The organism is Sphaerisporangium rufum (assembly GCF_016863395.1).
GTDB classification, from domain to species: Bacteria; Actinomycetota; Actinomycetes; order Streptosporangiales; family Streptosporangiaceae; genus Sphaerisporangium; species Sphaerisporangium rufum.
In genome coordinates, this window is sequence record NZ_BOOU01000097.1 from 14,276 (window position 1) to 40,180 (window position 25,905).

A 25,905-nucleotide genomic window follows, 5' to 3' on the forward strand; every position below is an offset into this window, starting at 1 on the left:
TCAGGTTGTCAAAGGAGGCCGAGCATGGTCGCATCGTCCGCGGGCGAGACGCGCCCGCTGCGCGCGGACGCCCGCCGGAACCGCGAACGGATCCTCGGCGCGGCCGGGGCGGTGTTCGCCGAGCACGGTCCGGCCGCCTCCACCGAGCAGGTCGCCGAACGGGCGGGCGTGGCGATCGGCACCGTGTTCCGTCACTTCCCCACCAAGCGGGACCTGCTACAGGCGATCATGAAGGACCTGCTCGCCCGGCTCACCGCGGAGGCGACCGCGCTGGCCGCCGACGGTGACCCCGCGACGGCGCTGTTCACGTTCTTCGCCCGGCTCGTCGAGCAGTCGGCGAACCAGAAGACCGTCATCGAGTCGCTCACCGAGACGGGCACCGACCTGCCGATGGCCGGCGCGGTGGGCCCGTTCCGCGACCAGATCGCCACGCTGCTGGAACGGGCGCAGGCGGCCGGGGCGGTACGCCCCGGCGTCCGGACCGACGAGGTGATGGCGCTGCTCGCCGCCCAGTGCCAGGGCGCGCTGCACGGCGGCTGGGACGCCGACCTGCGCGGCCGCACCCTCGCCATCGTCTTCGCCGGCCTGCGGCACCCCTGACCGCGGCCGCTCGTCCGCCTGGCGACATCGGGGCCGGCCGCGAGACGGCAGGGACCGCCGCAGCTCTCGACCGCCGCCCGGCGCTCGAAGACGTGGAGCCTTTCCGCTGCTCACGCCCCAACAAGTCTCGATCGGGGAACTCTGTACCTATCGGTATGTACACTGGTGAGGTGAACGCCAGGGAACGGCTGGTCGAAAGCGCCCGCGCGCTGCTGTGGGAACGCGGCTACGTCGGCACCAGCCCCAAGACCATCCAGCAGCGGGCCGATGCCGGCCAGGGCAGCATGTACCACCACTTCGCCGGCAAGGAGGACCTGGCGGAGGCCGCCATCCGCCGCACCGCCGGCGAGCTGCGCGCCGCCGCCGACGCGCTGTTGTCCGGGCCCGGTACCGCCATCGACCGCGTCACCGCCTACCTGCGCCGCGAACGCGACGTTCTGCGCGGCTGCCCGATCGGCCGGCTGACCCAGGACCCCGACGTCATGGTCACCCCCGCCCTGCGGGCGCCGCTCGAGGAGACCTTCGGGTGGCTGCGCGCCCGGCTGGCCGCGGTGGTGCGGGAGGGCGTCGACCGCGGCGAACTCCGACCCACCCTGGACCCGGCCGCCACCGCCGCCGCGATCGTCGCCACCCTGCAAGGTGGATATGTCCTGGCCCGGGCCGCGGGCACCACCGAACCGTTCGACCAGGCGGTCGGCGGCATCCTCGCGCTCCTCGGCGCGCACACCGTCCGGCCACGACCGAAGGAAGGGCACTGAGCCATGAGTATCACCCGCGACCCCGCCGATGACATCCCGCCGGTCACCCGTGCCCTGGTGCTGGACCAGGCCCTGCCGGCCCCGCACGGCACCCACCGGGTGCAGGTCCGGCGCATCACCATCGCGCCCGGGCAGGCCAGCGGGCTGCACGTGCACAACGGCCCGGTCTTCGGCAGCATCGAGACCGGTTCGGCGGTCTACCAGATCGACGGCGCGGCGGCGACCGTCCTCGGGTCCGGAGACGTGTTCTACGAGCCCGCGGGCGTGCGCGTCGCCCGCTTCGACGCCGGGAACGACGGCGTGACGTTCCTGGGTTACTTCCTGCTGGCCGCGGGCCAGACCTCCGAACTCGAGTTCCCCGACGACTGAGGCCGGCCCCCGGACCTCGTCCGCACCGGGGCGCCGGCAGCGGGTCAGCGCAGCGAAGTGGTGGACACTCCGGGATACGCCCGGATCTCGGCCTCGCTGAACCGTTCGGTGACCCAGCCGCCGCGAGAGAACAGCACGGTCTGATCGGTGTGGTGGGGCGAGGCCGGATTCGCCGACAGCGAGTACGTCAGCACGGTGCGGGCGCGCGGCCCGGCCGGCGTCAGCTCCACCGCCATCAGGAAGCTGGAGCCGGTGCCGACGTCCGGATACCGGCCGCTCTCCCCGAGCGGGCCCCCGGTGCGGATCCGGTCGAAGCAGCCCTCCCCCTCGGTGCACCCCGGCACCGGGACGGCGCCGTACCGCTGGGCCTCCCCCGGTGTGAGCGTCAGCGGCAGATCGCCGGCCGCGAAGAACTGGACCGCGTCGGCCAGCGCGGTCGCCACCACCGGGTTCTCGATGTCCAGGCCGCGCGGCGTGCTGAGCGGGTGCGCGGGATCGAACGGCACCTTCCACCAGCTGTCCGGCGGGACGACCTCGCCGTCGGGACCGCGCTGCGGGCGGTGCAGGCCCAGGAAGAACTCCCGCCAGAGGATCGCGCCCCGGCTGTCCAGGCCGGCCCGCCCGTCCCAGGCCGCCAGCGTGGCGCATGCCCGGCGCACGTTCACCCGCCGGCCGTCGCTCGCCGTCATCACCGGCCTGGCCCGGCACAGCGCGCGCAGATCGGGGCGGAGCAGTTCGGCGCTCAGGTTGCGCTTGCCGGTGGCCGTCCGCCACAGCGTGTCCAGCGTGAAGCCGGCGGGCCCGAGCCCGTCGCCGCCCGCCAGCCGCTGCGCGATCATGTCGAGGCCGACCCTGGTGCGCAGGTCCCGTTCGGTGCGGGTGTCGCCGAAGACGCGCGGGTAGCCGGTGAGCGGGGCCTTCGGGTTGGTCAGCCAGGGGCTGCCGTTGGCGTTGGTCACGTAGTCGGTGCGGGCCAGCCGGGGCTGGGCGGCCGGGCCGAAGATGCCCGGTTCGATCGCGTCAGGGTCGGTTCCCCACAGGCAGGACGATGTGGCGCCGTCCAGGACGAGCAGCCGGGGATCGTCCTTGGCCCGGCAGCGCGCCGCCTGCTCGTCGGTGACGTGCGGGACGACCGAGGCGTCGGCGAAGTACGCCTCGCCGCCTGCGTCGGCGGCGAGCGTGTAGACGAAGGGCATGCCCTGGTAGGTGTCCTGTGCGCGGCGCAGCGCGGCCACGTCCCGGGCGGCGCAGGCCGCGACGCGGGCGTCGTGCGTCACGATGATCACGGTCGTGCCCTCCTGCCGGGCCAGGCCGACGAGCAGTTCCATCACCTTCTCGCCGGTGAGCGAGTCGAGCGCGCCGGTGGGCTCATCCGCGAAGATCACCCGGGGCCGGGTCGCCAGTGCCCTGGCGATCGCCACCCGCTGGGCCTGGCCTCCCGACAGCTCCCCGGTACGCCGCCCGCCCAGGTCCGCCAGCTCCAGCCGGCTCAGCCAGCCGCCTGCCCGCTGGTAGGCCAGCCTGCGCCCGGACCGGCCGAGCAGCAGCGGCAGCGCGACGTTGTCGGTCACGGTGAGCTCCGGCACCAGCTGGCCGAACTGGAAGACGAATCCGAAGGCGGTGCGGCGCAGCTCGGACCGCCGGGCGTCGCTCAGGGTGTCCAGCCGCCGCCCGTCGAACCAGACCTCGCCCGCGTCGGGGGTCAGAATGCCGGCCAGGCAGTGCATCAGCGTGGACTTGCCGGAGCCGCTGGGCCCCATGATCGCCAGGGTCTCGCCCGCCGCCACCGACAGGCTCACCTCGCGCAGCGCCTGCGTCCGGCCGTGGCAGCGGTCGACGGATCGGGCCTCCAGCACCGGGCCCGGCACCGCCCGCGCGTCGATGGTCATGCGCCGCGCACCGTCTCCGCCAGCGCGCCCAGCCGGGCCGCGGTCAGGTCGATCCAGCGAAGGTCGGCCTCCAGGTGGAACAGCGCGTGATCGGCCAGCAGGGCGTCCACCAAGACGCCGCCGCGTTTCATCTCCGACAGCTCGCGCATGCGCCGCAGGTGGGCGGCACGCTGCAGGTCCAGGTAGCGCTGCGCGTCGCGGTCCAGCATGAGCGCCAGCACGACCTTGGTGAACAGCACCGTCTGCAGGTACGGTTCCGCCGCCACCGGCTCGGCCAGCCACTCCTCCACCTCCCGGCTGCCGAGCGGCGTGATCGCGTAGCGCTTGCGGTCCGGACCGTCGCCGGGCTCGCTCTGACCGGCGGTGACCTTGCCGTCCCTGGCCAGCCGGCCGAGCGTCCCGTAGACCTGCCCGAAGGGCAGCGGCTTTCCTCTGCCGAAGTAGGCGTCGTAGTCGCGCTTCAGGTCGTATCCGTGACCGGGCCGCCGATCCAGCAGGCCCAGCAGGGCCAAGGGGACTGTCATGGCGGACGACTGTACACCCAAGGTATACACTCAAGGAATACTCGGAATGCGGTGGCCGCCCGACGGGGGCATGGCATGAAGTGCGACGCCCTCCGGACGGGGACGAGATGTGCGATCATCGGCGAAATGGACGTTCGCTTCCTCGGTATCGCCGATCTGACCGAGGTGCCGCCCGTGGCGGTCGTGGTCGACGTCATGCGCGCCTTCACCGTGGCCGCCTGGGCCTTCGCCCAACGGGCGGAGAAGGTCGTTCTTGCCGGGTCGTTGGACGAGGTCCTGGCGCTGAAGGCGCGTCACCCGGATTGGGTGGCGCTGAAGGACGGTCCGCCGGCCGCCGGGTTCGACGCCGTCAACTCGCCGGCGCTGCTGCGCTCGGTCGACCTCGCCGGACGGACCGTCGTGCAGAAGACCACGGCGGGAACGGTCGGCGCCCTCGCGGTCAAGGAGGCGCCGCTGGTGCTGTGCGCGAGCTTCGTGGTCGCGGAGGCGACGGCCCGGCTCCTGCGGGCCCGCGAATGTGACACCGTCACGTTCGTGGTGACCGGTGAGGACGGGCAGGCCGACGAAGACCTGGCCTGCGCCCAGTACATCGCCCGGCGGGCCGCCGAGAGCGGCACCGACCCCGCCGGGTTCGTCCGCCGCGCCGCTGATTCGCGCGCCGCCGCCGAACTGGCGCAGGGGGTGCGTCAAGGAGTCCATCCCGATGACGTCGCGCTCTGCCTGGAGGTGGACCGGTTCCACTTCGCCATGGTGGCGAACGTGGAAGGTCCGCTCATGACCCTGCGTCCCCACGCCCTCCCTCCGCCGGCCGCCGAGCCCTCGGTCTGAGCAGCGGCTCTGGGCCCGGACGGGCGTTCCGGCGACAGCGCCTCGGCAGGCGTCGAAGCGAGCGGGCACTCGTCAGGTGACCAAAGGCCGTGGCCGTAAGGATTCGCCTGCTCCGCCGGCCCGAGACGCGTCGGTTCCCCGCGAAGCGGCGACTAGCGTTTGCATCCGGTACCTGGGTACGGGTTTACCGTGAGGGCATGACGCGACAAGCCGCACTCGACCACGCGGCCGGCGCCTCGCCCGCGGTCGAGGGGCCTTACCTGCGCAGCGGGCAGGTGGCCGAGCGGGCCGGGGTGAATCCGCAGACCTTGCGCTACTACGAGCGCCGGGGGCTGATCGCCGAACCGGCGCGCAGCCCGGGCGGGCACCGCGCCTACCCGCCGGACACCGTCGCCCTGCTGGTGGTGATCAAGGCCGCCCAGCGGCTCGGCTTCACCCTGGCGGAGGTGACCGAGCTCATCGACACCGGCCGGCGCGGCCACCCCACTCCGGACCTGCGCGCCCGCGCCCAGGCCAAGATCGCCGAAGTGGACGCGCGGATCGCCGACCTGACCACCATCCGGGCGGCGCTCACCCAGGTGGTCGAGGCCGGCTGCGACAGCCTCACCCACTGCACCTGCCCGGACTGCCCGCTGCCCTTCGCCGGCCTGGCCGAAGACCGTCACCCCGCCGCCGGCTGATCGCGCTCGGCCCGACCGGCGTGGCCTGACCTGCCGGGCCGCCGGCGTCCGGCACCCGTGCGCCCCGCCCGGCGGGAGTTCAGGCTCCGGGTACGGCCGCACCAGGTTCGGGGTTCTCGGGTCCACCGGTGGCCGGCAGCGAGACGGGGCGGGGGCGCTCGCAGGGGCTGGTGATGGTGACCGCGGCCCCTGATCCGGCCGAGGCCAGCAGTGACTCCATCACCTCCAGCACGTGGTAGGCGAGCGCGCCGCCCGCGCGGGGCTGCTGCCCGGCCGGGGTCGTGACGAAGTCGGCCAGCCCCACCCCGCGTCCGGCCCCCGGGTGGCCGGCCAGGACGGGCAGCGGCTGCCGGGCCTCCTCCCCCACCGGCGACAGCAGTATGGTGCCGTCGAAGTGGTTGGGATCGGGCACGACCAGCGAACCCCGCTCGCCGTGCACCTCGATGTGGGGCGCGGCGGTGGCCGCGGCGTCGAAGCTCATCACCAGCGTGGACAGCGCCCCCGACGCGTGCGCCAGGATCCCGGTGACGTGGGTGTCGACGGCGACCGGGATCTTCTCGCCGCGGCGTGGCCCCGAGCCGATGACCCGGTGGTCGCGGGTGCGGCTGCCGGCGCCAACGACCGTCGCCACCGGTCCGAGCAGGGTGACCAGGCTGGTGATGTAGTACGGGCCCATGTCCATCAGCGGCCCGCCGCCGGGGGCGTAGTAGAAGTCGGGGTTGGGGTGCCAGTGCTCGTGCCCGGGCGTCATCATGGTCGCCGTCGCCGCGACCGGGCGGCCGATGAGGCCGTCGTCGATCGCCTTGCGGGCGGTCTGCGTGCCGGTGCCGAGGACGGTGTCCGGCGCGCAGCCCACCCGCACGCCGGCGCCGGCGGCGGCGCGCAGCACCTTCGCCGCGTCCGCGGTGGTCGCGGCGAGCGGCTTCTCGCAGTACACGTCCTTGCCGGCCGCGATCGCCAGCAGCGCGATCTCGGCGTGCGCGGCCGGAATGGTGAGGTTGAGGACGACGTCGATCCGCGGGTCGGCCAGCAGTTCGGCCACGCTCAGCGCCTCGGCGCCCGGGTAGGGCCGCGCGGCCTCGGTGGCGCGGGCGAGATCCAGGTCGGCCACGGCCGCCAGCCGCAGTTCCGGCAGCCGTTCGATGGTCTCGGCGTACTGGGGGAAGATGACGCCGCACCCGACGACGCCGACGTTCACCGGGCGGCCCACAGCATCCCCCGTTCGATGATGGTGCGGACACTGTCGTGGCGCAGCACGTCGAGGCTGTGGCCCGGTGTGGCGACGAAGACCTTGCCCTCGCCCCATTCCCGGGTCCAGACCGCCGGTGCGGTGACCTCCCGGTGCCAGGGGTCCCAGGGGCGGACCCGCAGCGTCGTGGTGGCCAGCACGTCGACGTAGGCGTCGGCCAGCACCCAGTACTGCTCGGTGACCAGGTCGAAGTCCGCGATCCCGGCGGTGATGGGATGGTCGCCCGCCGCGGGCGACACGGTGATGGTGTGCGGGATGAAGTTGTCGGCCTGCGAGCCGTCCCGCTCGGCCGGATCCTTGCCCGGGTGGCAGGCGAACTGCCCGCCGATGAGGTGCAGGTACTCGGAGGTGGCGCGGAAGGAGTCGGCGATGCCGCCGTGCCAGCCGGCCAGCCCGGTGCCGGCCCGCACCGCCGCGTCCAGGCCGCTCATCTCCGCCGGTTCGATCGTGCCCATCGTGTAGCACTGCACGATGAGATCGACGCCGGACATGAAGTCCGGATCCGCGTACGGCGCCGGGGAGTCCGCCCGGTGCACCTGGAACCCGTGCTCCTCCAGGAAGGGGATGAACAGTTCGGTGGCCGGCACCGGGACGTGCCCCTCCCAGCCGCCGCGCACCACCAGAGCCGTCCGACCGCGATCGCCTGCCATGCCTCACCTATCGATCAAGGGACAAACGGCTCCAATATTCACATTTCCTGGCGGAACTCACCAGAGCCCGTCTCACGTCCTGAGCGGTCGCAGTGCCGTGCTCCACGCCACGACCTGGTCGAGCAGCAGGTTCAGCGCCTCCCGCCGGTGCGCCGCCGGCTCGAAGGTGGTGAAATCCACGAAATCGGTGTGCAGCAGCAGCTCCACGGCGGCCTGGACGTCGGCCACCTTCACCTGGCCGAGCACCTGCCGCAGGTGCTCGGCCGCCCGCACCCCGCCGTTGACGCCGTAACCGACCACCCCCGCGGCCTTGTCGTGCCACTCGGCGAACAGGAAGTCGATGGCGGTCTTGAGCACGCCGGGCATCGAGTGGTTGTACTCGGGTGTCACGAAGACGAAGCCGTCGAGCCGGGCGATGGTGTCGGACCAGGCCTTGGTGTGCGGATGCTCGTACACCCCGGTGGCCGCGGGGAGCGGTTCGTCCAGGTGCGGCAGCGCGTGGTCCTTCAGGTCGACCAGCTCGTAGCGGGCGTCACCGCGCCCGGCCGCCTGGTCGTGCACCCAGCGGGCGACGGCGTCGCCGTGGCGTCCCGGCCGGGTGCTGCCGATGATGATACCGATCTTGATCACTTCGCCACCTTCAGTACGATCTTTCCGCGGGTCAGGCCGCGCTCGGCGGCGCGGTGCACCTCCGCCAGGGACGCGAGCGGGCGGGCGTCCACCTCGACCCGCACGACGCCCCGGTCGATCAGCGCCACGAGTTCGGCCAGCTGGCCGGGATCGTTGCGGGCCACGAACCGGACGGCCCGCGGATGGTCGATCGGCCCGGCGATCGAGACGACGTCCTCGGCCAGCCCGCTCACCGCGTCCGGCGCGCCGGGCACCAGGTTGAGCAGCACGTCGTTGCCGCCCGGGAGCGGCGTGGTGGTGTAGTCGACGACCTCGTCGGCGCCCAGCGCCCGCACCGCGGCGGCGCTGCGCGGACCGGCCGTCGCCACCACACGCGCGCCCGCGTGCTTGGCCAGCTGTACGGCGAACAGTCCCACCCCGCCGCCGGCGCCGTTGATCAGCACCCGGGTGCCCGGGCCGATCCTGGCGTGCTCGAAGACCGCCTGCCAGGCGGTGAGCCCGGCCACCGGCACCGCCGCCGCGGCCTCCGGCGGGATCCGCCGTGGCGCCCGGACCAGCAGATCCGCGCCGGCGACCGCGTATTCGGCGGCCGCCGCGTCGATGAGCCCGATCACCCGGTCGCCGGGCACCAGGTCCCCCGCTCCGGTGACCACGGTGCCCGCGACGTCCCAGCCGAGCGTGTGCGGCAGCGTGGCGCCGAACACCTCCCGCAACAGCCCCATCCGCAGGCCGACCTCCGAGGGGTTGAAGGACGTCGCGGCCACCTCGATGAGCACCTCGCCCGGTCCGGGCCTCGGTACCGGCACCTCGTCCAGCGAGATCACCGAGGCGTCGCCGTACTCATGAATGCGTGCGGCCCGCATCCGGCCGGGCAGGCCGCTGACCTGCTCGGCCGCGGGTCGCGTGCCGGCGTTCGCGGGCGTCCCGGCCGGCACGCCGGCCTGTGTTTTCGGCATGCGTCAACCGTAGGGATCACGATAGAGACGGCCAATGCTCTGACGTCCAGGATTGATACGCGTTCGTCTCTCGTGGGAGATTGGCTGGATGGATGTGCTGAGTGACGTGGTGGCCGCCATGCGGGCGGGGGTGCCGCGCTCGGCGCGGGTGGAGTGGGCGGCGCCGTGGGGGCAGCGGTTCCCCTCGGTGCCCGGTTCGGCGGGTTTCCAGGTGGTGCTGCGGGGCTCGTGCTGGGCCGTCCCGCCGGAGGGTGAGCCGATCCCGGTCGGGCCGGGTGACGTGCTGTTCTTCCCCCACGGGCACGGTTACGGGCTGGCCGACTCGCCGACCAGTCCCATCGCCGAGCCCGAGTGCGACCCCGATGCCCCCGCCGGGTTGTTCGCCGCGGCCGCCATGGCGGGCACCGGGCCGGTCACCGTGACGCTCTGCGGCGGTTACCGGCTCGACGCCGGCCGGGTGCATCCGGTCCTCGCCGGGCTGCCCGAGATGATCCACCTGCCCGCCCGCCTGGGGCACGACACCGAGCTGCGGGCCGCCGTCGAGCTGCTGGGCGGCGAGATCGAGAACCCGCGGCCCGGCGCGGACCTGGTGGTGTCGGCGCTGCTGGACATGTTGCTGCTGTACATCCTGCGCGCCTGGTTCACCGTCTCGACCGAGCACTGCAAGGTGAGCGGCTGGGCCGCCGCCCTCGCCGACCCGGCCGTCAGCGCCGCGCTCAACGCCGTGCACCGCGACCCCGCCCACCCGTGGACGGTCGAGTCGCTCGGCCGGCGTGCCGGGCTGTCGCGTGCGGCGTTCTCCGGCCGGTTCACCCGGCTCGTCGGGCAGCCCCCGCTGAGCTACCTGACCTGGTGGCGGCTCGGCACCGCCGCGCGCATGCTGCGCGACTCCGACGCCGCGCTGAGCGAGATCGCCGCCGCGGTCGGCTATGGCTCTGAGTTCGCCTTCGCCAACGCCTTCAAGCGCGAGTACGGCATGGCCCCCGGCAGGTACCGCCGGGTGGGCTGCCCGTCGCCGGGCTGACCGGCCGCCGGCTGGACCCTCCCATCGTGGGAGGGTTCACCATGGTGGGGTGCACGGCGAACTTCTCACCATCGGGCGCTTCGCCCGCCTGTGCCGGCTCAGCGTCAAGCGGCTGCGTCACTACGACGAGCTGGGACTGCTCGCTCCGGTCCACGTGGACGCCGGCTCCGGCTACCGCTACTACGCCGCCGGCCAGGTCGGGCCGGCCCGGGCGCCGGACGAGGAGCCGGTGACCCGGCTGATCATTCCCATCCAGGAGGGCACGACATGACCGTGCTGGCGGGCATCGACACCCGGGGCATGCGGCACTGCGAGACGACCACCTTGGGCGTGCTGCTGCGGCGGCAAGGACTGGACCTGTCCGAACCCATGCTCTTCGGCCTCGGCCGCGGCCTGTCCTTCGTCTACTGGGACGCCAAGGGCATGGACGTGCCCTTCCTCGGTGGCCGGGTCAGGCCGTTCGAGCTGACCAGGAACCTGGCCGCCACCTTGGGACTGGAGCTGGCGGTCCACGAGACCACCTCCGCCCGCAAGGGCTGGGCACAGGTCGCCGCCGCCATCGATTCGGGTCATCCGGTGGGGCTGCAGCTCGACAGCTACCACCTGGAGTACTTCCGGTCGAAGGTGCACTTCGGCGGGCATGTCGTCGCGATGTACGGCTACGACGACCGGCGCGCCTACCTGGTGGACACCGAACAGCAGGGCGGCGCGGTCTCCACCGGCCTGGCCGCGCTGGCCCGGGCCAGGCCGGCGCGCGGCCCGATGACCGCCCGGCATCGCTCCTTCACCGTGACCGTTCCCGAGGCCCTGCCTTCCCCGCGGGACGGGATCGTGCCCGCGATCACCGCCTGCGCCGCCGCCTTCCTCGACCCGCCCATCGCCAACCTCGGCCATCGCGGCATCGAGAAGGCCGGCCGGCTGCTGGGCAGCTGGCTGGACCGCGCCGGCGACCCCGGCCGGCACCTGCCGCAGGCCGCCCGGATGATGGAGGAGGCCGGCACCGGCGGCGCCCTGTTCCGCAACTTCTACCGCGACTTCCTCGCCGAGTGCGCCGAGATGCTGGACAGCCGCCACCTGCGCACCGGTCACCGGCTGTACGCCGAGGCGGCGACCGGATGGACACGGGTCGCGGCGCTGATCGCGAAGGCCGGCGAGTCGGATGATCGCCGGTGCCTGGCCCAGGCCGGCGAGCTGCTCGGCGAGCTGTCCCGCATCGAGCACGAGGCCATGCGCGCGCTGAGCCTGCTGGGCGGCGAGTCCTCGCCCCGGCCCGGATCGGCCGCGGCGGCCTCTGCCGGCTGAGCCCGCGTCGCGCGGCCGGCGCGGTGGTCTCACCCGCGTCCATGAGGGCGGCCGCCGGGCACCACGGCCGCACCGGCACCACGGCCGGATCGGCAGACCGATCCGGCCGCGGGGGCCGGCGTCAGGCCTTGGCGCGCTGCTCGATCCGCACCATGTTGCCCGACGGGTCGCGGAACGCGCAGTCGCGCGGCCCCCACGGCTGGTCGATGGGCTCCTGCAGCACCTCGGCGCCGGAGGCCCGGACCCGCTCGAAGGTCGCGTCGACGTCGTCGGCGGCGAACATGGCCATCGAAAGCACGCCCTTGGTGAGCAGTTCCTGCAGGGCGTCCCCGTCGGCCTGGGAACGGCCGGCGTGCGGCTCGGACAGTACGATCTCGACGTCGGGCTGGGTCGTGCCGCCCAGGGTGACCCAGCGGAACTCGCCGGATGCGACGTCGTTACGGATCTCCAGGCCGAGCGCGTCGCGGTAGAAGGCGAGCGACGCGTCCAGGTCGTTGACGGTGATGTGGCAGTACCTCAGTGCGATGGACATGGCGGCCACGTTAGGCGGCGGCGCCGCCGCCCGCTTCTCCGTTCCTGCTCGCCGGGCGCCGGACCGGGCGGGTACGCATCTTGGCGACGCAGGCGGGCATCGCCGTCACGGCGGCGTGCTCCCGGTCGCGGTACGCGCTCGGCGGCTCCCCCACGATCTCGGTGAACCGCGAGCTGAACGAGCCGAGCGAGGTACAGCCGACCGCCATGCAGGCGTCGGTCACGCTCATCCCGCCGCGCAACAGGGCCATCGCCCGCTCGATGCGGCGGGTCATGAGATAGCCGTAGGGCGTCTCGCCGTAGACCGCCCGGAAGCGGCGGGAGAAGTGCGCGGGCGACATCAGCGCGTGGCGGGCCATCGCCGGCACGTCGAGCGGCCGGGCGTACTCGCGGTCGATCAGATCGCGCGCCCGGCGCAGGTGCGCGAGATCGGCCAGCTGCTGCGGGGTCACCCGCCGAGCGTAACACTCCACCCGCCAGGAGCGGCCGCTCACCTGGGCGAACAGAAGCAGGCGGCCTCAGGACGGGCCGGGATCGGCGCGCTCGCGCCCGATGGCCGCCGCGGCCTGCCGCAGTTCGGCCAGGACCGTGCGGACGGCCCGGCGCGCGGTCCGCTCCGGGCGGTGCAGCACGTCGATGTGGCGGCGGGCGTGCACCCCGTCCAGCGGGCGGAGCACCACGGCGGGATGCGGGCGGGCGGTCCAGCGCGGCATCAGCGCCAGCCCGCCGCCGGCGGCGACCACCTCGGCGACCACGGAGAACTCGTTGATCCGGTGCACGATCTCGATGCGACGGCCCGCGGCCGCGGCGATGGCCTCGATGGTGGCCAGCACCGGGAAGCCGTCGTGCACGGTGATCCACGGCTCGCCGGCGACGTCCCGGGGCGCGAGCCGCCGCTCGGCGGCCAGCGGGTGATCGGCGGGCAGCGCGACGTCGAGCGGCTCGCGCAGCAGCGTGGTGGCCGTCACGGTGCGCGGCCAGCCGGGCGTGTGGTCGAGCCGGTGGGCGAGCACCAGGTCGTAGGCGCTGGTGAGCTGGGGGAACCGGTCCTGGGCGACGTCCTCGTCGGCCAGCGTCACCCGGGGACGGTCCGGGCCGGCCGGCCGACGCAGCAGCAGCGGGAAGAACGCCGCCGCCGCGCTGTGGAACGCCGCCACCGACACGGTGGCGTCCGGCCGCTCGGCGAAGTCGGCGACGGTGTGCCGCGCCCGGGCGAGCGCGGTCTCCACCTCGATCGCCGCGGCGGCCAGGGCCCGGCCGGCGTCGGTGAGCACCACCCGCCGGCCCGCACGCTCGGTGAGCGGCACCGGGCTCGAGCGCTGGAGCAGCCGAAGCTGCTGGGAGATGGCCGACGGGGTCACCAGCAGGGCGTCGGCCACCGCGGTGACGCTGCCCAGCTCGCCCAGTTCCCGCAGGATGCGCAGTTGCCGTGCGTCCACCGTGGACAGTGTAGATGTACTGAAAGGTTCGTTAAGACGTTGGGGCTGGGCTTCAACGTGGCCGCTGCGGCAGCGTTGGCCCGTGCCTGACACCCGCCGGATCGACGCCGTGCTGCTGCTCGTCGCGCTCGTCTGGGGCTCCAGCTATCTGGTGGCCAAGACGGCCACCCTTGCCCTTCCGGTGCTGGTGGTGCTGCTGGCCCGGTACGCGATCTCCGCGCTCGCCTGTGGCGCCCTGGTCGTCGCCCGCGGCCAGGCGCGGCGATGGACCCGGGACGAGATCCGCGCCGGAACGCTGCTCGGGGTCACTCAGGCCGCCGTTCTGGTGGTGGAGACCTACGGGGTGGCCCACACCAGCGCCGCCAACGCCGGGTTGATCATCAGTCTCACCATCGTGCTGACCCCGCTGCTGGACCGGGCGGGCGGGCGCGGGCGGCCGCCGGCGGCGTTCTTCGCCGCGGCCGGCGTCTGCGTCCTGGCCGTCGCGCTGCTCATGTCCGGCTCCGGGCTGCACGCCCTGCGGGCCGGTGACCTGATGATGCTCGCCGCCGCCGTGGTGCGGGCCGGCCACGTCGCGCTGGTCGGCCGGCTGACCGAGGGGCGGGCGGTTCGCCCGCTGCAGCTGACCACCGTGCAGACCATCGTCGGGACGGCACTGCTGGCGGCGCCGGCGTCGGCCGGCCTGCCCGCGCTGGCGCGGGCCGGCGCCGCCACCTGGGGGCAACTGGTCTACCTGGCACTGTTCTGCAGCGTGTTCGCGTTTCTCGCCCAGACCTGGGCGGTGCAGCGGACCTCGGCCAGCCGGGCCGGCCTGCTGCTGGGCACCGAGCCGATCTGGGCCGTCGCGGCCGGGATCGGCCTGGGCGGTGAGCGGCCGACCGTCCTGGCCGCCCTCGGCGCGGCCCTCATGGTGGCCGGGACGTACTGGGGTCAGGCCGTCGAACGCGCCCATCGCGCTACGAGACAATCTGCGAGACAAGGAGAGACCGCATGCCCGGCCACGACACCTACCACCGCCTGATCACCCTGCTGGACACGACCGCCACCCCCTACCGGCTCATCGAGCACGAGCCTGAAGGCGGCACCGAGGCGGTCAGCGCGCTGCGCGGGCACCCGGCGTCCGAGGCGGCCAAGTGCATCGTCCTGCGGGTCCGGACCGACCGGCGCACCACCCGCCACGTGCTCGCGGTCGTCCCCGGCGACCGGCGGGTCGATCTGGACGCCGTCCGGGCCACCTACGCCGCCCGCTACGCCGGATTCAGCGACCCGGCCACCGCCGAGCGGCTGGCCGGGTCGGTGCCGGGCACCATCCTGCCGTTCAGCTTCGATCCCGGCCTGGAACTCGTCGCCGACCCGGCGATCCTGGTGAAGCCGTGGTTGTACTTCAACGCCGCCCGCCTGGACCGCTCGCTGGCCGTCCCCGGCCCCGCCTACGCCCGCCTGGCCCGCCCCCGCACCGAACCCATCGCCGCCCCCGCCCGGACGCTCGGATGATCGGCGGAGTTCGGTGGCAGGCGTCTGTCAGCCGAGGTAGGGCGGGGCGACGCCCCAGCCCCAGTGCGGCACCGGCGCCTGGCGTACCGGGGCGGCCCCTGGCTGGGAGTTGGCGAGCGCGAGCCGGGTGCCCCATTCGATGTAGCCCATGAAGGCGGCCCGGAACTCCGGATCGTCCGGCAGGCCGACATCGTCGGCGGCGTCCGCCAGCAGGGCCACCCACCGGCGGCGCTGCGCCTCGGTGATCCCCCGGTTCAGGTGCTTGCCGAGCATGTGCGGGTACCCGCCCCGCTCGCCGGTGTAGCGGGCGGGACCGCCGAAGACCTCGGCCAGCCACATGGCGACGAAGCGGGGATGCCCGGGGTCCATCCGGGCGAACAGCGGCGCGAGCAGCTCGTCGGCCATGACCGTCTGGTAGAAGCGCTCGGTGAGCCGCTCGAACGCCTCGGCGCCGCCCGCCCAGTCGTACAGGGTCGGAACCGAGCCGCCGGTGCCGCGCACCGCCGTCGTCTCGTAGTGGCGCATCTCCTCGATGGCCTCGACGTAGGGCCGGATCTCGGCGAGGAAGCCGGGAAAGAGGTCCCCTTTACGGAAGCCGCCGAGGTGGTCCTCGGCGGAGGTCCAGGTGATCCTCAGGATGTAATGCGCGGGCTCGTCCACGCAGCGGGTGAGCTCGTAGTCGACGCACTGCGGAGCCCGGGCGAGGAAGGCGGCGGCCCGGTGGTAGGCCTCCTCGAAGCCGGCCGCCCGGTCGTCGGGAATGCGATATCGGATGTACTCCACGATCACGGCTGTTCCTCCCGGCCGGGCCGGCGATGCCGGCAGAAGCAAGAGCGTGTTACATGGTAATCATGTAACACGCCTGGTGGCCAGGGAGCCGGGTCATCCGGATGCGCGGTCGGCCGCTTGTGATCCCTAATAACCGGTCATGTACATATGCGGGCGAAATATCGCCTAATTAGATCGTTACGCTGTGTTTCATGTGATGCGGTTAGAGTCTGACATCGATGTGACCGGGGGCTCGCGCCACCGCCGTGAACCACCGCCGGGTGCGGACCGGCGCCGCGGCCGCCTTCGCGAGCAGAAATGAGTTGTGATGACCGACAGTCCACAGCGGATCGGCGTGGTGGCCGAGTCGAGCACCGGGGAGACCCGGGTGGCCGCCACGCCGTCGCACGTCCGCCATCTGCGGCGGCTGGGATACGAGGTCGTCGTCGAGTCCGGGGCCGGCGAGGCCGCCGGGTTCGCCGACGACGCCTACACCGAACAGGGAGCACGCGTCGGCGAGGCGTGGGCGGCCGACATCGTGCTCAAGATCAACCCGCCCACGCCCGACGAGATCGGCCGGTTGCGCGACGGCGCGATCCTGGCCGCGCTGATCGCCCCCGGCCAGAGTCCCGACCTGCTGCGGCGGCTGGCCGAACGGCCGATCACCGTGCTGGCCATGGACGCGGTGCCGCGCATCTCCAGAGCCCAGTCGATGGACGTGCTCAGCTCGATGGCCAACATCGCCGGCTACCGGGCGGTCATCGAGGCCGCGCACGTCTTCGGGCGGTTCTTCACCGGGCAGGTCACCGCGGCCGGCAAGGTGCCGCCCGCCAAGGTGCTGGTCGCCGGCGCCGGAGTGGCCGGGCTGGCCGCCATCGGCACCGCCGGCAGCCTGGGCGCCGAGGTGCGGGCCACCGACCCGCGCCCGGAGGTGGCCGACCAGGTGCGCTCGCTCGGCGGCGAGTTCCTGGCCGTCGAGGTGGCACAGGAGTCGGGCGCCGACGGGTACGCGCGCGCCACCTCCGAGGAGTACGACCGGCTGGCGGCCGAGATGTACCACCGGCAGGCCGCCGAGGTGGACATCGTCATCACCACCGCGCTGATCCCCGGGCGGCCCGCGCCGCGGCTCATCCGGGCCGAGGACGTCGCGGTCATGCGGCCGGGCAGCGTCATCGTCGACATGGCCGCCGCGCAGGGCGGCAACGTCGAGGGCACCGTCCCGGGCAAGACCGTGATCACCGGCAACGGTGTGACGATCATCGGCTACACCGACCTGCCGGCGCGGCTGCCCGCCCAGGCGTCCCAGCTGTTCGGTACCAACCTGGTCAACCTGCTCAAGCTGCTCACGCCGCAGCGGGACGGCCGGGCACTGATCGACTTCGACGACCCCGTCCAGCGGTCGGTCACCGTCGTGCGGGACGGCGAGCAGACCTGGCCGCCGCCGCCGGTCCAGGTGTCGGCCGCCCCGCCCGCCCCGGCGGCGCCCGCCGCCCCGGCGGCGCCACCCGCGCGGCGGCGGCTGCCCGCCGCGGTCCGGTTCGCGCTCGCCGGGGCGGCGATGGCCGCGCTGTTCCTGGTCATCGCCTTCTCGCCGCCCCGGCTGGCGGAGAACTTCACGGTATTCGTCCTGTCGGTGGTCATCGGTTACTACGTCATCGGCAAGGTCCACCCCGCCCTGCACACCCCGCTGATGTCGGTGACCAACGCGATCTCCGGGATCGTGGTCATCGGCGCGCTGCTGCAGATCGGCCGCGGTTCCACCGCGGTGACCGTCCTGTCGTTCGTGGCGATCCTGCTCACCAGCGTGAACATCTTCGGTGGGTTCGCCGTCACCCGTCGCATGCTCGGCATGTTCTCGAAAGGCTGAGGCGCATTGGACGCGAGCACCGGAACGCAGGCCGCCGACCTCGTCGCGGCCCTGCTGTTCATCCTGAGCCTGGCCGGGCTCTCCCAGCACCGCACCTCCCGCGCCGGGGTCGTCTTCGGCGCGGTCGGCATGGCCATCGCGCTGGTGGCCACCGTGGCCTTCACCGCCGCGGACATGTCCGGCTGGGGCATCGCCCTGCTGGCCGCCGCCATGGTGATCGGCGCCGCGGTGGGCCTGTGGCGGGCCCGGGTCGTGGCGATGACCGGCATGCCGGAACTCATCGCGATCCTGCACAGCTTCGTCGGCCTGGCGGCGGTCCTGGTCGGCTGGAACAGCTATGTCGAGGTCGAGGCGGCCGGCCCCGGGCAGGCGCTGGTCGAGGCGGACCTGCTGGCCATCCACCACGTGGAGGTCTTCATCGGCATCTTCATCGGCGCGGTCACCTTCACCGGCTCGGTGGTCGCCTTCCTGAAGCTGTCGGCCCGCATCAAGTCCCGCCCGCTCACGCTGCCGGGCAAGAACGTGCTCAACGTGGGCGCGCTGGTGGCGTTCGCCGCGCTGACGGTGTGGTTCGCGGCCCGCCCGGGCCTGGGGTTGATGATCGTGGTGACCGTCCTGGCCCTGGCGCTGGGCTGGCACCTGGTCATCTCGATCGGCGGTGGCGACATGCCGGTGGTGGTGTCGATGCTGAACAGCTACTCCGGCTGGGCGGCCGCCGCCGCGGGCTTCCTGCTCGACAGCAACCTGCTCATCGTCACCGGCGCGCTGGTCGGCTCCTCCGGCGCGTACCTCTCCTACATCATGTGCCGGGCGATGAACCGCTCGTTCCTGTCGGTGATCGCCGGCGGGTTCGGCATCGAGGCGGCCGCCGCCGCGGGTGGTGAGACCGGCGAGTACACCGAGACCAGCCCGGAGGAGGCCGCCGAACTGCTGGCCGGCACCTCATCGGTGATCATCACACCCGGGTACGGGATGGCGGTGGCGCAGGCGCAGCACCCGGTCGCCGAGCTCACCCGCCGGCTGCGGGACCGGGGCGTGCGGGTGCGGTTCGGCGTGCACCCGGTGGCCGGCCGGCTGCCCGGCCACATGAACGTGCTGCTGGCCGAGGCCCGGGTGCCCTACGACGTGGTGCTGGAGATGGACGAGATCAACGACGACTTCCCCGCCACCGGCGTGGTGCTGGTCATCGGCGCCAACGACACCGTCAATCCGGCGGCGGAGGAGGATCCGGCCAGCCCGATCGCCGGGATGCCCGTGCTGCGCGTGTGGGAGGCCGAGCAGGTGATCGTCTTCAAGCGCTCCATGGCCTCCGGCTACGCGGGCGTGCAGAATCCCCTGTTCTTCCGAGAGAACACCCGGATGTTGTTCGGGGACGCCAGGCAGAGCGTGGAGGCCATCCTCGGCGCGCTCGGCGGCCTGGCCACCGGCCCCGCGGCCGGCACCGCCCCCGAGCTGATCTCCCCCCGGGCGACCTGACCGGCCTCGGCGAGGCGGCGCCGGCCGAGGGGCGGGTCGCGCCGATCCGGAGCACCGGGCGGCGTCCGGGACCGGGGGTGGGCGGGCGGTGGCGTCATGGTGGAGAACATTCCTGGCCGCGGGCAGCCCCATACCTGCGCTCCCGGGGGTTGAACAAGGTTTTCCGCTGGCCAGGGTCGATGTTTTGCCTGGCCGCCTGGCCTCGCACGTAGCCTCGGGGATATGGGGCATCTGCCGTTTCGGCTGCGCCCAGAGTCCATCCGCGGCCGGATCACCCTGCTCACCGTGGCGGTCACGGTGGCCGTTCTGGTGCCCATGGCGCTCGCGCTCAGCGCGGTGCTGCGCCAGGTCGTCACCGAGTCGGTCTGGCGGGACATGCGGACCGAGGCCACGGCGGTGGCCGCCGCGGTCCGGACCACCGGCCGGGTCCCCCCGGCCATCAAGCCGGTCCCGGGCGTCGAGCTGATCCAGGTGGTCGCGCCGGACGGGCGGGTGCTGGCCGCGTCGCCGGCGGCCAGGGGGCGGCCGGCGCTCGGTACGGTCTGGCCCGAGCGCGACGATCCCGTCCAGAACGTGGAGACATGCCCGGCCGGCGCCGGGTGCCTGCGGCTGTCGGCGGCCCGGGTGACCGGCCAGCCCGACTCGCCGGTCGTGTACGCCGCCCGGCAGGTGACCACTCCGCTGTCCACCGGCCTGATCACGCCGGTGATCATCGCGCAGTCGGTGGCCCTGGCGGCGCTGGCCGGCTGGGCGACCTGGCGGATCGCCGGCCGGACGCTGCGCCCGGTGGAGGTCATCCGCACCCAGCTGGCGGAGATCACCTTCCGGGATCTGCACGGCCGGGTGCCCGAACCGGAGGGCGCCGACGAGGTGGCCCGGCTGGCGCGCACCGTCAACCGCACGCTGGACCGGCTGGAACACTCGGTGCGCGTCCAGCGCCAGTTCGCGGTGGACGCCTCCCACGAGCTGCGGACTCCGCTGGCCGGGCTGCGCCTGGAGCTGGAGGAGGCGCTGATGCATCCGGAGGAGTCCCAGACCCAGACGGTGCTCAAGCAGGCGCTCGGTGATGTGGACCGGCTGCAGCAGATCGTCTCCGACCTGCTCTACCTGGCCGGGTTCGAGGCCGGGCGCGCCGGGCGGATGGACCGGGTCGACCTGGCCGGACTGGTGCGCGAGGAGGTAGGCCGCCGGGTCGATCGCATCCCGATCCGCACCCTGCTGGAGCCGGGCGCGACGGTGGACGCGGTGGGCAGCCAGCTGTCGAGGGTCCTGGCGAACCTTCTGGACAACGCGCAGCGGCACGCCCGCGGCCTGGTGCAGGTCGAAGTGTGCCGGGACGGCGACCAGGCCCTGCTCGCGGTGACCGACGACGGGGACGGCATTCCGCCGGCCGACCGGGAGCGGATATTCGAGCGGTTCACCCGGCTCGACACGGCGCGCAGCCGCGACCGCGGCGGCACCGGGCTCGGGTTGGCGATCACGGAGGACGTGGTGCGCGCGCACTCCGGCTCGGTGCGGGTGGTGGAGGGGTCCGAGGGCGGCGCCAGGTTCGAGGTGCGGCTGCCGCTGGCCGGTGTGATCATGGCCGCCGAGTGCCCGATCTGGAAGCCGGACGGCCCGCCCGCCGGGCACTGACCGGGCCCGCGGTCACCGGCCGGCGGCGAGCACCGCGGCCGGTTCCTGGCCGGCGGCCTCCGCCGAGAAAGGGAGGCGCAGCACGAACGCGGTGGGCGCCACCGGACGGTCCTCGACGCCGAGGGTGCCGTGGTGGGCCTGGGCGATGTCGCGGGCGATGGCCAGGCCCAGCCCGGTGCCCCCGCGGTCGCGGCTGCGCGCGGTGTCGAGCCGGGTGAACGGCTCGAAGATCCGCTCACGGTCGGCCAGGGCGATCGCCTCGCCGTCGTTGGCCACCACCAGCTCGGCGGCGGGGCCCTGGCGGCGGACCTCGAGGCGCACCGTGTGCTCGGCGTGCCGCTGGGCGTTGTCAAGGAGCCCGTCGAGCAGGCGTTCCAGCTGGGGGCGCTGCCCCTGCACCCACACGTCCGGGTCCAGCCGCAACTGGACGCGGTGCCGGTCGCCGCGCGCGCACAGCCGGGACTGCACCAGTTCCCCCAGATCCACCGGTTCGGCGGCCACCTGGGTGCCGGCCCGCAGCCGGGCGAGCAGCAGCAGGTCGGTGACGATCGACTGCAACCGGCTCACGTCCCGCAGCGCGTCGTCCAGCAGGCTGACCAGGTCGGTCTGGTCGGGGTGCAGCTGCGCCTCCTCCAGCTGGGCGCGCAGGCCCGCGACAGGAGTGAAGAGCTCATGGGACGCGTCGGCGATGAACTGCCGCTGCTGGTCGAACAGGCACTCCAGCCCGACGCTGTGCGCCGGCCCGCCCTGGCGGGCGGCCGCGCGCTCGGCTGTGATGTTGGGCTGACACATGGCTCGTACCTCTGTCCTCTGGAGGATCGGGGAAGACCGTGGCGGTGACGGCCCGGCCGGTCGGCCTTCCTCTCCGGCGAAGAAAGCTACGGGTCCGACGATGCCCGACCCGGAGGCGCCGGTCATCGCGGTCAGCCTCCAACCGGGGGTGAGGGCAGCGGCACCCCGGATATGCCCGCTAGCCGGAATGCCGCCAAGGACCCGTGGCTGTGATGCTGGGAGGGTGTCTTTGCGGTGCTTGCTGGTGGACGACTGCGACCTGTTCCTCGCGGCCGCCCGTGACCTGCTCGAACGCGAGCAGATCACCGTCGTGGGGGTGGCCTCCTGCGGCGCCGAGGCGGTGCGGCGGTCGGCGGAGGCCCGGCCGGACGTGGTCCTGGTGGACGTCAACCTCGGCGCCGAGTCAGGGCTGGAGGTGGCGGGCCGTCTGGCCGGCCCGTCCGGGGACCGGCCCCTGGTCATCCTCACCTCGACCTACAGCGAGGACGACTTCCACGACGCCATCGTCGGCAGCCGTGCGGTGGCCTTCCTTCCGAAGTCGGAAGTGTCGGGCGGGGCGATCCGCCGGGCGGTGGCGGCGGCCCGGCCCGGGGCGGGCGCGCGGCCCTGAGCCGGCCGGATCAGCGGGCGTCGAGGAACGCCAGGACGGCGAGGACCCTACGGTGGTCGTCCTCGGTCTCCGGCAGCCGCATCCGGCACATGATGCTGCGCACGTGTTTCTCCACGGTGCCCTCGGTGATCCACAGCTGGTGGGCGATGCCCGCGTTGGAACGTCCCTCGGCCATCAGCGCCAGCACCTCGCGCTCGCGCGGGGTGAGCTGCTCCAGCGGGTCCCCCTTGCGCCGCGCGGCGAACAGCTCGCCGACCAGGGCGGGATCGACGATGGATCCGCCCGCGACGAGGCGCTGGACCGTCTCCAGGAACTGGTCGACGCTGATCACCTGGCTCTTCAGGACGTAGCCGACCGCGTGCCCGGTGGCCAGCACCTCCATCGCGTGGTCGACCTCCACGTGCGCCGACAGCAGCAGGATGCCGATCTTCGGGAACTTCTCGCGGATGGTCCGGGCGACCTCGAGCCCCTCGGTGGTGAAGGTGGGCGGCATGCGGATATCGGTGATCACGATGTCCGGTTCGAGCTCGGGCACCAGCCGCAACAGCTCCTCGCCGTCACCGGCCTGGCAGACGACCTCATATCCCGTCCCGCGCAGCAGGCTTGCGATGCCTTCGCGCAGCAGGACGTCGTCGTCCGCCAGAGCGATCCGGGTGGTCGCCGTGTCCAATGCCCCTCGTCTCCGAGTGATGATGGCGCGGTATGTACCGCACGCGTCAAGCGTATGCCGACAGAACCTTCTGATTTGCCAACAAAAGCCCAATAGCGCCCCAACAAGCTATATAAACGTTCTTATCGATCGATAACGCAATAAAACCGTCAGTACACTGACGGAATGTCCGGAAGCCCGCTGGGAGCAGTCCTGCGCGCGGAGCGGCCCTCGGCCGCGTCGGGGATCGTGGTCGCGCTGGCCTGCCTGGCGGCGGAGACCGCGATCGTTCACGCCATCGTGGTCTTCGGGCGGGTCGCACCGGCCTCCGCGCCGGCGATCATCTATCTGGCCGGGGTGCTGCTCATGGCGGTCGGCTGGGGCACCGCGGCGGCGACCGCCATGGCCCTGGCCAGCGCCCTGATCTTCGGCGCGCTGTTCCTGTACCCGGCCGGCGGCCCGGCCGAGTGGGTGATCCTCCCGGTGTTCGTCCTGGTCGCCGTGCTGACCGGCTCGCTCGCCGGGCACGCCCGTGCCCGCGCGGCCGCCGAACGGGCCGGCCTGGCCGCGTCCCGGGCCCGCATCGTCGCCTCCACCGACGACACCCGGCGCCGTATCGAGCGCGACCTGCACGACGGTCCTCAGCAACGGCTCATCGCCCTCGGCCTGGACCTGCGGCGGGCCGCGCTGGAGGTGCCCCCGCAGACGCCGGAGCTACGCGAGTGCCTGGAGCGTGCGGCGCGGGGCCTGGCCGAGGTGGCCGAAGAACTGCGGGAGATCTCCCGCGGCCTGCACCCGGCGGTCCTGTCGGTGAGCGGCCTGGCACCGGCCCTGAAGACGGTGGCCCGGCGCTGCCCGATCCCGGTCCGGCTCGCCCCGCTCGACGGGCTGGACGCGCGGCCGCTGCCGGAACGCGCCGCGGTGGCGGTCTACCACGTCGTCGCCGAGGCGCTGGCCGACGCCGCCGGGGACGCCGGCGCCTCGGCCGCCGAGGTCGGCGTGCGGCTGGCCGGTGACCGGGTGCGGGTCACGGTGCACGACGACGGTGCCGGCCACGGCCACACCAGAGGGGCCGGCCTGGTCGCCCTGCGGGACCGGGTGGAGGCCCTCGGTGGCGAGCTGCGGGTCTGCAGCCCGCCGGGCGGCGGTACCACCCTGGTGGCCGAACTGCCCGCGCGGGACGCCGCGGCGGTCAGCTCTCCGGCACGGCCGGCGGGCCCACGGCGTGCGCGGGGTCCCCGGGGTCGGCCAGATCGCTGAGCCGCGCCTCGGACGCGCGCACCGACCGGGTCGCCGGTTCCAGCAGGTCCCCCACCCCGACCATCAGGCCGGTCAGCTGCGCCTCGAACACCCGGGGCGCGTCGCACGGCTCGATCAGGTAGTCGCCGAGCTCCAGGGTGACCAGCCCGTGGATGGCGGTCCACAGCTGGTGGGCGACCAGCTCGGGGTCGCCGGTGCGAAACCGCCCGGCGGCGATGCAGCGGGCAGCGCACTGCACCACCGTGCTCAGCGTGAACCGGCCGTACTGGCGGTCCTCGGCGGTGAGCGAGAAGCCGCCCAGCGACGCCCCGCCGAACATCACGGCGTACAGATGGGGATTGGTCACCGCGTTGTGGCGGTAGGCCCGGCCGAACAGCGCCATGTCGGCGACCGGGTCCGCGGTCTGCTCCACCCGCGCGAAGTAGGCCTCCAGGCGGGCGAACCCCTCGTACACCATCTGCCGCACCAGCCCGCTCATGCCGCCGAAGTTGGTGTAGACGGCCATGGTCGAGGTGCCCGCCTCGGCGGCGATGCGCCGGGCCGACAGCGCCGCCGGGCCCTCGTCGGCGAGCAGCCGGGCCGCGATGTCCACCAGGGTGGACCTGGCCTGCGGATTCGATCGGCGTGGACTCATCTTGACAGTATGACATAACGGCGTTATGTTGTATTTCATAACGCCGTTATGAACGCCGCGCCGGAGGTGCCGCCATGGCCGTCACCCAGCACACCGCCCCTTCCACCGCCCCCGGCGGCCCGCGGGTGCCGCTGGCCGTCGACGGCACCCTGCCGCCCGCCCTGTCCGGGGTGTTCCTGCAGGCGGTGCCGCACCCCGCCCGGCGCGGCGCGGACCTGCTGTGCGGAGTGCGCTTCGCCGGCGGCGCCGCCCACCCCTACCGTGCCCCTGGTGGCGCGGCGCCGAGGCCCGCCGTGCCCGCCCGGCCGGCGAGCGCGGCGCCGCCGGTCCGCGACCCGGCCACCGGCGAGTGGCACACCGTGGTCACCCATCCGGGCCTCGATCTCGCCGAGCACCTGATCCTCGGGCCGGACGGGACGCCGCGTGCGGCCCGGCCCGTCGATCTCCACGGCGCTCCGCTGATGCCGGCCGCCGGTCTGACCGGGCGGTTCGTCGTGCTCTTCGACCTGCCGCTGACCCACCGGCCGGCCGCGGCCCTGCTCGGCGACCCCCTCCCCTACCGATGGGCGGCCGGCCGCCCCGCCCGCGTCGGCCTGCTCCCCCGGCACGGCGAAGGGCGGGACCCGCGCTGGTTCCCGATCGCGCCCTGCTCGCTGGGCGAGGTGGTCAACGCCTTCGACGACGGCGGGCGGGTGGTGGTCGAGGCGGTGCGGCACGGCCGCACCGCCGCCGGCACCCCCTGCGGCGCCCCCGCCGTGCATCGCTGGACCCTGGACCCGCGCACCGGGGACGTCCGCGAGCAGGGCGGCGGCCCGGCCACCGCCACGGCGGTCATCGACCCCCGGCTGGCCGGGCGCCGCCACCAGCTGGTGCTCGGCACCGCCCCCGGCGGCGGGGCCCTGATCGGACACGACCGGGCCGCCGGCACCGTCCAGGTACGCGACCTCGGGCCCGGCCGGCTGGCCGGGCGGCCGGTCTTCGTCCCGCGCGGTCCCGCCGAGGGGGACGGCTGGGTGGTGGTGATGGTGCACGACGCCGCCGAGCGCCGCGCCGCGCTGCTGGTGCTGGACGCCTACCGCCTGGCCGGGCGCCCCGAGGCCGTCGTCCACCTGCCGGGCCCGCCGCCGGCCGCCGGCCTCGACACCTGGACCGCGTGGCAGGCCGGCGCTGAACGATGATGTGGCGGCCGGCCGCGCGCCCGGTCGCGAGACGCCCGCGCGCCCGCCACGGCGGCCGCCGGACGGACCGTTGATCAGGTGGGCTACGGTGCTCGGGTGCCGGACCTCGCTTC

Annotated in this window: 29 protein-coding genes; 16 read left to right on the plus strand and 13 right to left on the minus strand. The window is 73.7% G+C overall.

Annotation, left to right across the window (positions count from 1 at the left end):
* The first annotated feature begins 24 nt into the window (after positions 1-24).
* The 3 genes from Sru01_RS31895 to Sru01_RS31905 all read left to right on the plus strand — a co-directional run bounded on the left by Sru01_RS31895 (position 25) and on the right by Sru01_RS31905 (position 1,727).
* Positions 25-600: a TetR/AcrR family transcriptional regulator gene (locus Sru01_RS31895; RefSeq protein WP_203993632.1), complete on the plus strand. Its 576-nt coding sequence runs from the start codon at positions 25-27 to the stop codon at positions 598-600.
* A 170-nt stretch (positions 601-770) separates the two neighbouring features.
* Entirely contained in the window at positions 771-1,358 is a 588-nt protein-coding gene (locus Sru01_RS31900; RefSeq protein ID WP_239137919.1) for a TetR/AcrR family transcriptional regulator, read from the plus strand.
* Positions 1,359-1,361: 3 nt separating this feature from the next.
* Positions 1,362-1,727 (plus strand): cupin domain-containing protein, encoded by a 366-nt coding sequence (locus tag Sru01_RS31905; protein ID WP_203993638.1) that lies wholly within the window; start codon positions 1,362-1,364, stop codon positions 1,725-1,727.
* A 44-nt stretch (positions 1,728-1,771) separates the two neighbouring features.
* Here Sru01_RS31905 and Sru01_RS36400 read toward each other — a convergent pair whose 3' ends face one another.
* Together Sru01_RS36400 and Sru01_RS31920 are read right to left on the minus strand one after the other, a co-directional pair.
* Entirely contained in the window at positions 1,772-3,616 is a 1,845-nt protein-coding gene (locus Sru01_RS36400; RefSeq protein WP_275412232.1) for a penicillin acylase family protein, read from the minus strand.
* Positions 3,613-4,140 carry a PadR family transcriptional regulator gene (locus tag Sru01_RS31920; RefSeq protein WP_203993641.1) on the minus strand — a complete coding sequence of 176 codons (528 nt, stop codon included), beginning with the start codon at positions 4,138-4,140 and terminating at the stop codon, positions 3,613-3,615. The genes Sru01_RS36400 and Sru01_RS31920 overlap by 4 nt, the downstream gene beginning before the upstream one ends.
* A gap of 126 nt (positions 4,141-4,266) precedes the next feature.
* Here Sru01_RS31920 and Sru01_RS31925 point away from each other — a divergent pair, with 126 nt between their 5' ends.
* Entirely contained in the window at positions 4,267-4,968 is a 702-nt protein-coding gene (locus Sru01_RS31925; protein ID WP_203993643.1) for a 2-phosphosulfolactate phosphatase, read from the plus strand.
* Between the two features lie 197 nt (positions 4,969-5,165).
* Positions 5,166-5,648, plus strand: a complete 483-nt coding sequence (locus Sru01_RS31930; RefSeq protein WP_203993645.1) for a MerR family transcriptional regulator — start codon at positions 5,166-5,168, stop codon at positions 5,646-5,648.
* Between the two features lie 79 nt (positions 5,649-5,727).
* On the opposite strand, the gene Sru01_RS31935 is transcribed toward Sru01_RS31930, so the two are convergent.
* From Sru01_RS31935 to Sru01_RS31950, 4 genes are all read right to left on the minus strand, one after another.
* Complete coding sequence (locus tag Sru01_RS31935) at positions 5,728-6,858, minus strand: Gfo/Idh/MocA family protein (protein ID WP_203993647.1); 1,131 nt, start codon at positions 6,856-6,858, stop codon at positions 5,728-5,730.
* Entirely contained in the window at positions 6,843-7,547 is a 705-nt protein-coding gene (locus tag Sru01_RS31940; protein ID WP_239137920.1) for a ThuA domain-containing protein, read from the minus strand. Before Sru01_RS31940 ends, Sru01_RS31935 begins: the two co-directional genes overlap by 16 nt.
* Before the next feature lie 72 nt (positions 7,548-7,619).
* Positions 7,620-8,177, minus strand: a complete 558-nt coding sequence (locus Sru01_RS31945; protein WP_203993649.1) for an NADPH-dependent FMN reductase — start codon at positions 8,175-8,177, stop codon at positions 7,620-7,622.
* Complete coding sequence (locus tag Sru01_RS31950; RefSeq protein ID WP_203993650.1) at positions 8,174-9,133, minus strand: NADP-dependent oxidoreductase; 960 nt, start codon at positions 9,131-9,133, stop codon at positions 8,174-8,176. The genes Sru01_RS31945 and Sru01_RS31950 overlap by 4 nt, the downstream gene beginning before the upstream one ends.
* Positions 9,134-9,221: 88 nt before the next feature.
* Here Sru01_RS31950 and Sru01_RS31955 point away from each other — a divergent pair, with 88 nt between their 5' ends.
* From Sru01_RS31955 to Sru01_RS31965, 3 genes are read left to right on the plus strand one after another with little or no spacing between them, the layout of a single operon-like run.
* Positions 9,222-10,157 (plus strand): AraC family transcriptional regulator, encoded by a 936-nt coding sequence (locus tag Sru01_RS31955; protein WP_203993652.1) that lies wholly within the window; start codon positions 9,222-9,224, stop codon positions 10,155-10,157.
* A 49-nt stretch (positions 10,158-10,206) separates the two neighbouring features.
* Entirely contained in the window at positions 10,207-10,428 is a 222-nt protein-coding gene (locus Sru01_RS36035; RefSeq protein WP_239137921.1) for a MerR family DNA-binding transcriptional regulator, read from the plus strand.
* Positions 10,425-11,459 carry a BtrH N-terminal domain-containing protein gene (locus Sru01_RS31965; RefSeq protein WP_203993655.1) on the plus strand — a complete coding sequence of 345 codons (1,035 nt, stop codon included), beginning with the start codon at positions 10,425-10,427 and terminating at the stop codon, positions 11,457-11,459. Before Sru01_RS36035 ends, Sru01_RS31965 begins: the two co-directional genes overlap by 4 nt.
* 121 nt (positions 11,460-11,580) lie before the next feature.
* On the opposite strand, the gene Sru01_RS31970 is transcribed toward Sru01_RS31965, so the two are convergent.
* From Sru01_RS31970 to Sru01_RS31980, 3 genes are all read right to left on the minus strand, one after another.
* Positions 11,581-11,991: a VOC family protein gene (locus Sru01_RS31970; protein WP_203993657.1), complete on the minus strand. Its 411-nt coding sequence runs from the start codon at positions 11,989-11,991 to the stop codon at positions 11,581-11,583.
* A 10-nt stretch (positions 11,992-12,001) separates the two neighbouring features.
* Complete coding sequence (locus tag Sru01_RS31975) at positions 12,002-12,442, minus strand: helix-turn-helix transcriptional regulator (protein WP_203993659.1); 441 nt, start codon at positions 12,440-12,442, stop codon at positions 12,002-12,004.
* Positions 12,443-12,508: 66 nt separating this feature from the next.
* Complete coding sequence (locus Sru01_RS31980; protein WP_203993661.1) at positions 12,509-13,429, minus strand: LysR family transcriptional regulator; 921 nt, start codon at positions 13,427-13,429, stop codon at positions 12,509-12,511.
* Positions 13,430-13,511: 82 nt separating this feature from the next.
* On the opposite strand from Sru01_RS31980, the gene Sru01_RS31985 reads away from it, so the two are divergent.
* Both Sru01_RS31985 and Sru01_RS31990 read left to right on the plus strand, forming a co-directional pair.
* The gene (locus Sru01_RS31985) at positions 13,512-14,450 is read left to right on the plus strand and encodes a DMT family transporter (protein ID WP_203993663.1); all 939 of its coding nucleotides are present in this window, start codon (positions 13,512-13,514) and stop codon (positions 14,448-14,450) included.
* Positions 14,420-14,923: a YbaK/EbsC family protein gene (locus tag Sru01_RS31990; protein ID WP_203993665.1), complete on the plus strand. Its 504-nt coding sequence runs from the start codon at positions 14,420-14,422 to the stop codon at positions 14,921-14,923. The genes Sru01_RS31985 and Sru01_RS31990 overlap by 31 nt, the downstream gene beginning before the upstream one ends.
* Positions 14,924-14,950: 27 nt before the next feature.
* Here the strand turns inward: Sru01_RS31990 and Sru01_RS31995 are convergent, their stop codons facing one another.
* Positions 14,951-15,712, minus strand: coding sequence for a globin domain-containing protein (locus Sru01_RS31995; protein WP_203993667.1), 762 nt, complete (start codon positions 15,710-15,712; stop codon positions 14,951-14,953).
* A 307-nt stretch (positions 15,713-16,019) separates the two neighbouring features.
* Here Sru01_RS31995 and Sru01_RS32000 point away from each other — a divergent pair, with 307 nt between their 5' ends.
* The 3 genes from Sru01_RS32000 to Sru01_RS32010 all read left to right on the plus strand — a co-directional run bounded on the left by Sru01_RS32000 (position 16,020) and on the right by Sru01_RS32010 (position 20,669).
* Positions 16,020-17,558 carry a Re/Si-specific NAD(P)(+) transhydrogenase subunit alpha gene (locus Sru01_RS32000; RefSeq protein ID WP_203993669.1) on the plus strand — a complete coding sequence of 513 codons (1,539 nt, stop codon included), beginning with the start codon at positions 16,020-16,022 and terminating at the stop codon, positions 17,556-17,558.
* 6 nt (positions 17,559-17,564) lie between these two features.
* A complete protein-coding gene (gene pntB / locus Sru01_RS32005; protein ID WP_203993671.1) occupies positions 17,565-19,034 on the plus strand; it encodes a Re/Si-specific NAD(P)(+) transhydrogenase subunit beta in 1,470 nt (489 codons plus the stop codon).
* Between the two features lie 222 nt (positions 19,035-19,256).
* Positions 19,257-20,669 carry a sensor histidine kinase gene (locus Sru01_RS32010; RefSeq protein WP_203993673.1) on the plus strand — a complete coding sequence of 471 codons (1,413 nt, stop codon included), beginning with the start codon at positions 19,257-19,259 and terminating at the stop codon, positions 20,667-20,669.
* Between the two features lie 12 nt (positions 20,670-20,681).
* Here Sru01_RS32010 and Sru01_RS32015 read toward each other — a convergent pair whose 3' ends face one another.
* Positions 20,682-21,461, minus strand: coding sequence for a sensor histidine kinase (locus Sru01_RS32015; RefSeq protein WP_239137922.1), 780 nt, complete (start codon positions 21,459-21,461; stop codon positions 20,682-20,684).
* Between the two features lie 223 nt (positions 21,462-21,684).
* Here Sru01_RS32015 and Sru01_RS32020 point away from each other — a divergent pair, with 223 nt between their 5' ends.
* The gene (locus Sru01_RS32020) at positions 21,685-22,071 is read left to right on the plus strand and encodes a response regulator (RefSeq protein ID WP_239137923.1); all 387 of its coding nucleotides are present in this window, start codon (positions 21,685-21,687) and stop codon (positions 22,069-22,071) included.
* Positions 22,072-22,081: 10 nt separating this feature from the next.
* Here Sru01_RS32020 and Sru01_RS32025 read toward each other — a convergent pair whose 3' ends face one another.
* Positions 22,082-22,741 carry a response regulator gene (locus Sru01_RS32025; protein WP_203993680.1) on the minus strand — a complete coding sequence of 220 codons (660 nt, stop codon included), beginning with the start codon at positions 22,739-22,741 and terminating at the stop codon, positions 22,082-22,084.
* Between the two features lie 165 nt (positions 22,742-22,906).
* Between Sru01_RS32025 and Sru01_RS32030 the strand changes: the two genes are divergently transcribed.
* The gene (locus Sru01_RS32030) at positions 22,907-23,980 is read left to right on the plus strand and encodes a sensor histidine kinase (RefSeq protein WP_203993681.1); all 1,074 of its coding nucleotides are present in this window, start codon (positions 22,907-22,909) and stop codon (positions 23,978-23,980) included.
* Here Sru01_RS32030 and Sru01_RS32035 read toward each other — a convergent pair.
* Complete coding sequence (locus tag Sru01_RS32035; protein ID WP_203993683.1) at positions 23,913-24,614, minus strand: TetR/AcrR family transcriptional regulator; 702 nt, start codon at positions 24,612-24,614, stop codon at positions 23,913-23,915. The genes Sru01_RS32030 and Sru01_RS32035 overlap by 68 nt on opposite strands.
* Positions 24,615-24,688: 74 nt before the next feature.
* On the opposite strand from Sru01_RS32035, the gene Sru01_RS32040 reads away from it, so the two are divergent.
* Positions 24,689-25,792: a carotenoid oxygenase family protein gene (locus Sru01_RS32040; RefSeq protein ID WP_203993685.1), complete on the plus strand. Its 1,104-nt coding sequence runs from the start codon at positions 24,689-24,691 to the stop codon at positions 25,790-25,792.
* Positions 25,793-25,905: the final 113 nt, after the last annotated feature.

What these genes read in the sequence shown, in the direction of transcription:
- Sru01_RS31895 (WP_203993632.1), top strand. Translation starts at nt 25, where the DNA reads ATGGTCGCATCGTCCGCGGGCGAGACGCGCCCGCTGCGCGCGGACGCC.
- Sru01_RS31905 (WP_203993638.1), top strand. Translation starts at nt 1,362, where the DNA reads ATGAGTATCACCCGCGACCCCGCCGATGACATCCCGCCGGTCACCCGT.
- Sru01_RS36400 (WP_275412232.1), bottom strand. Translation starts at nt 3,616, where the DNA reads ATGACCATCGACGCGCGGGCGGTGCCGGGCCCGGTGCTGGAGGCCCGA.
- Sru01_RS31920 (WP_203993641.1), bottom strand. Translation starts at nt 4,140, where the DNA reads ATGACAGTCCCCTTGGCCCTGCTGGGCCTGCTGGATCGGCGGCCCGGT.
- Sru01_RS31925 (WP_203993643.1), top strand. Translation starts at nt 4,267, where the DNA reads ATGGACGTTCGCTTCCTCGGTATCGCCGATCTGACCGAGGTGCCGCCC.
- Sru01_RS31930 (WP_203993645.1), top strand. Translation starts at nt 5,166, where the DNA reads ATGACGCGACAAGCCGCACTCGACCACGCGGCCGGCGCCTCGCCCGCG.
- Sru01_RS31940 (WP_239137920.1), bottom strand. Translation starts at nt 7,547, where the DNA reads ATGGCAGGCGATCGCGGTCGGACGGCTCTGGTGGTGCGCGGCGGCTGG.
- Sru01_RS31950 (WP_203993650.1), bottom strand. Translation starts at nt 9,133, where the DNA reads ATGCCGAAAACACAGGCCGGCGTGCCGGCCGGGACGCCCGCGAACGCC.
- Sru01_RS31955 (WP_203993652.1), top strand. Translation starts at nt 9,222, where the DNA reads ATGGATGTGCTGAGTGACGTGGTGGCCGCCATGCGGGCGGGGGTGCCG.
- Sru01_RS31965 (WP_203993655.1), top strand. Translation starts at nt 10,425, where the DNA reads ATGACCGTGCTGGCGGGCATCGACACCCGGGGCATGCGGCACTGCGAG.
- Sru01_RS31970 (WP_203993657.1), bottom strand. Translation starts at nt 11,991, where the DNA reads ATGTCCATCGCACTGAGGTACTGCCACATCACCGTCAACGACCTGGAC.
- Sru01_RS31990 (WP_203993665.1), top strand. Translation starts at nt 14,420, where the DNA reads ATGCCCGGCCACGACACCTACCACCGCCTGATCACCCTGCTGGACACG.
- Sru01_RS32000 (WP_203993669.1), top strand. Translation starts at nt 16,020, where the DNA reads ATGACCGACAGTCCACAGCGGATCGGCGTGGTGGCCGAGTCGAGCACC.
- Sru01_RS32010 (WP_203993673.1), top strand. Translation starts at nt 19,257, where the DNA reads ATGGGGCATCTGCCGTTTCGGCTGCGCCCAGAGTCCATCCGCGGCCGG.
- Sru01_RS32015 (WP_239137922.1), bottom strand. Translation starts at nt 21,461, where the DNA reads ATGTGTCAGCCCAACATCACAGCCGAGCGCGCGGCCGCCCGCCAGGGC.
- Sru01_RS32030 (WP_203993681.1), top strand. Translation starts at nt 22,907, where the DNA reads ATGTCCGGAAGCCCGCTGGGAGCAGTCCTGCGCGCGGAGCGGCCCTCG.
- Sru01_RS32035 (WP_203993683.1), bottom strand. Translation starts at nt 24,614, where the DNA reads ATGAGTCCACGCCGATCGAATCCGCAGGCCAGGTCCACCCTGGTGGAC.
- Sru01_RS32040 (WP_203993685.1), top strand. Translation starts at nt 24,689, where the DNA reads ATGGCCGTCACCCAGCACACCGCCCCTTCCACCGCCCCCGGCGGCCCG.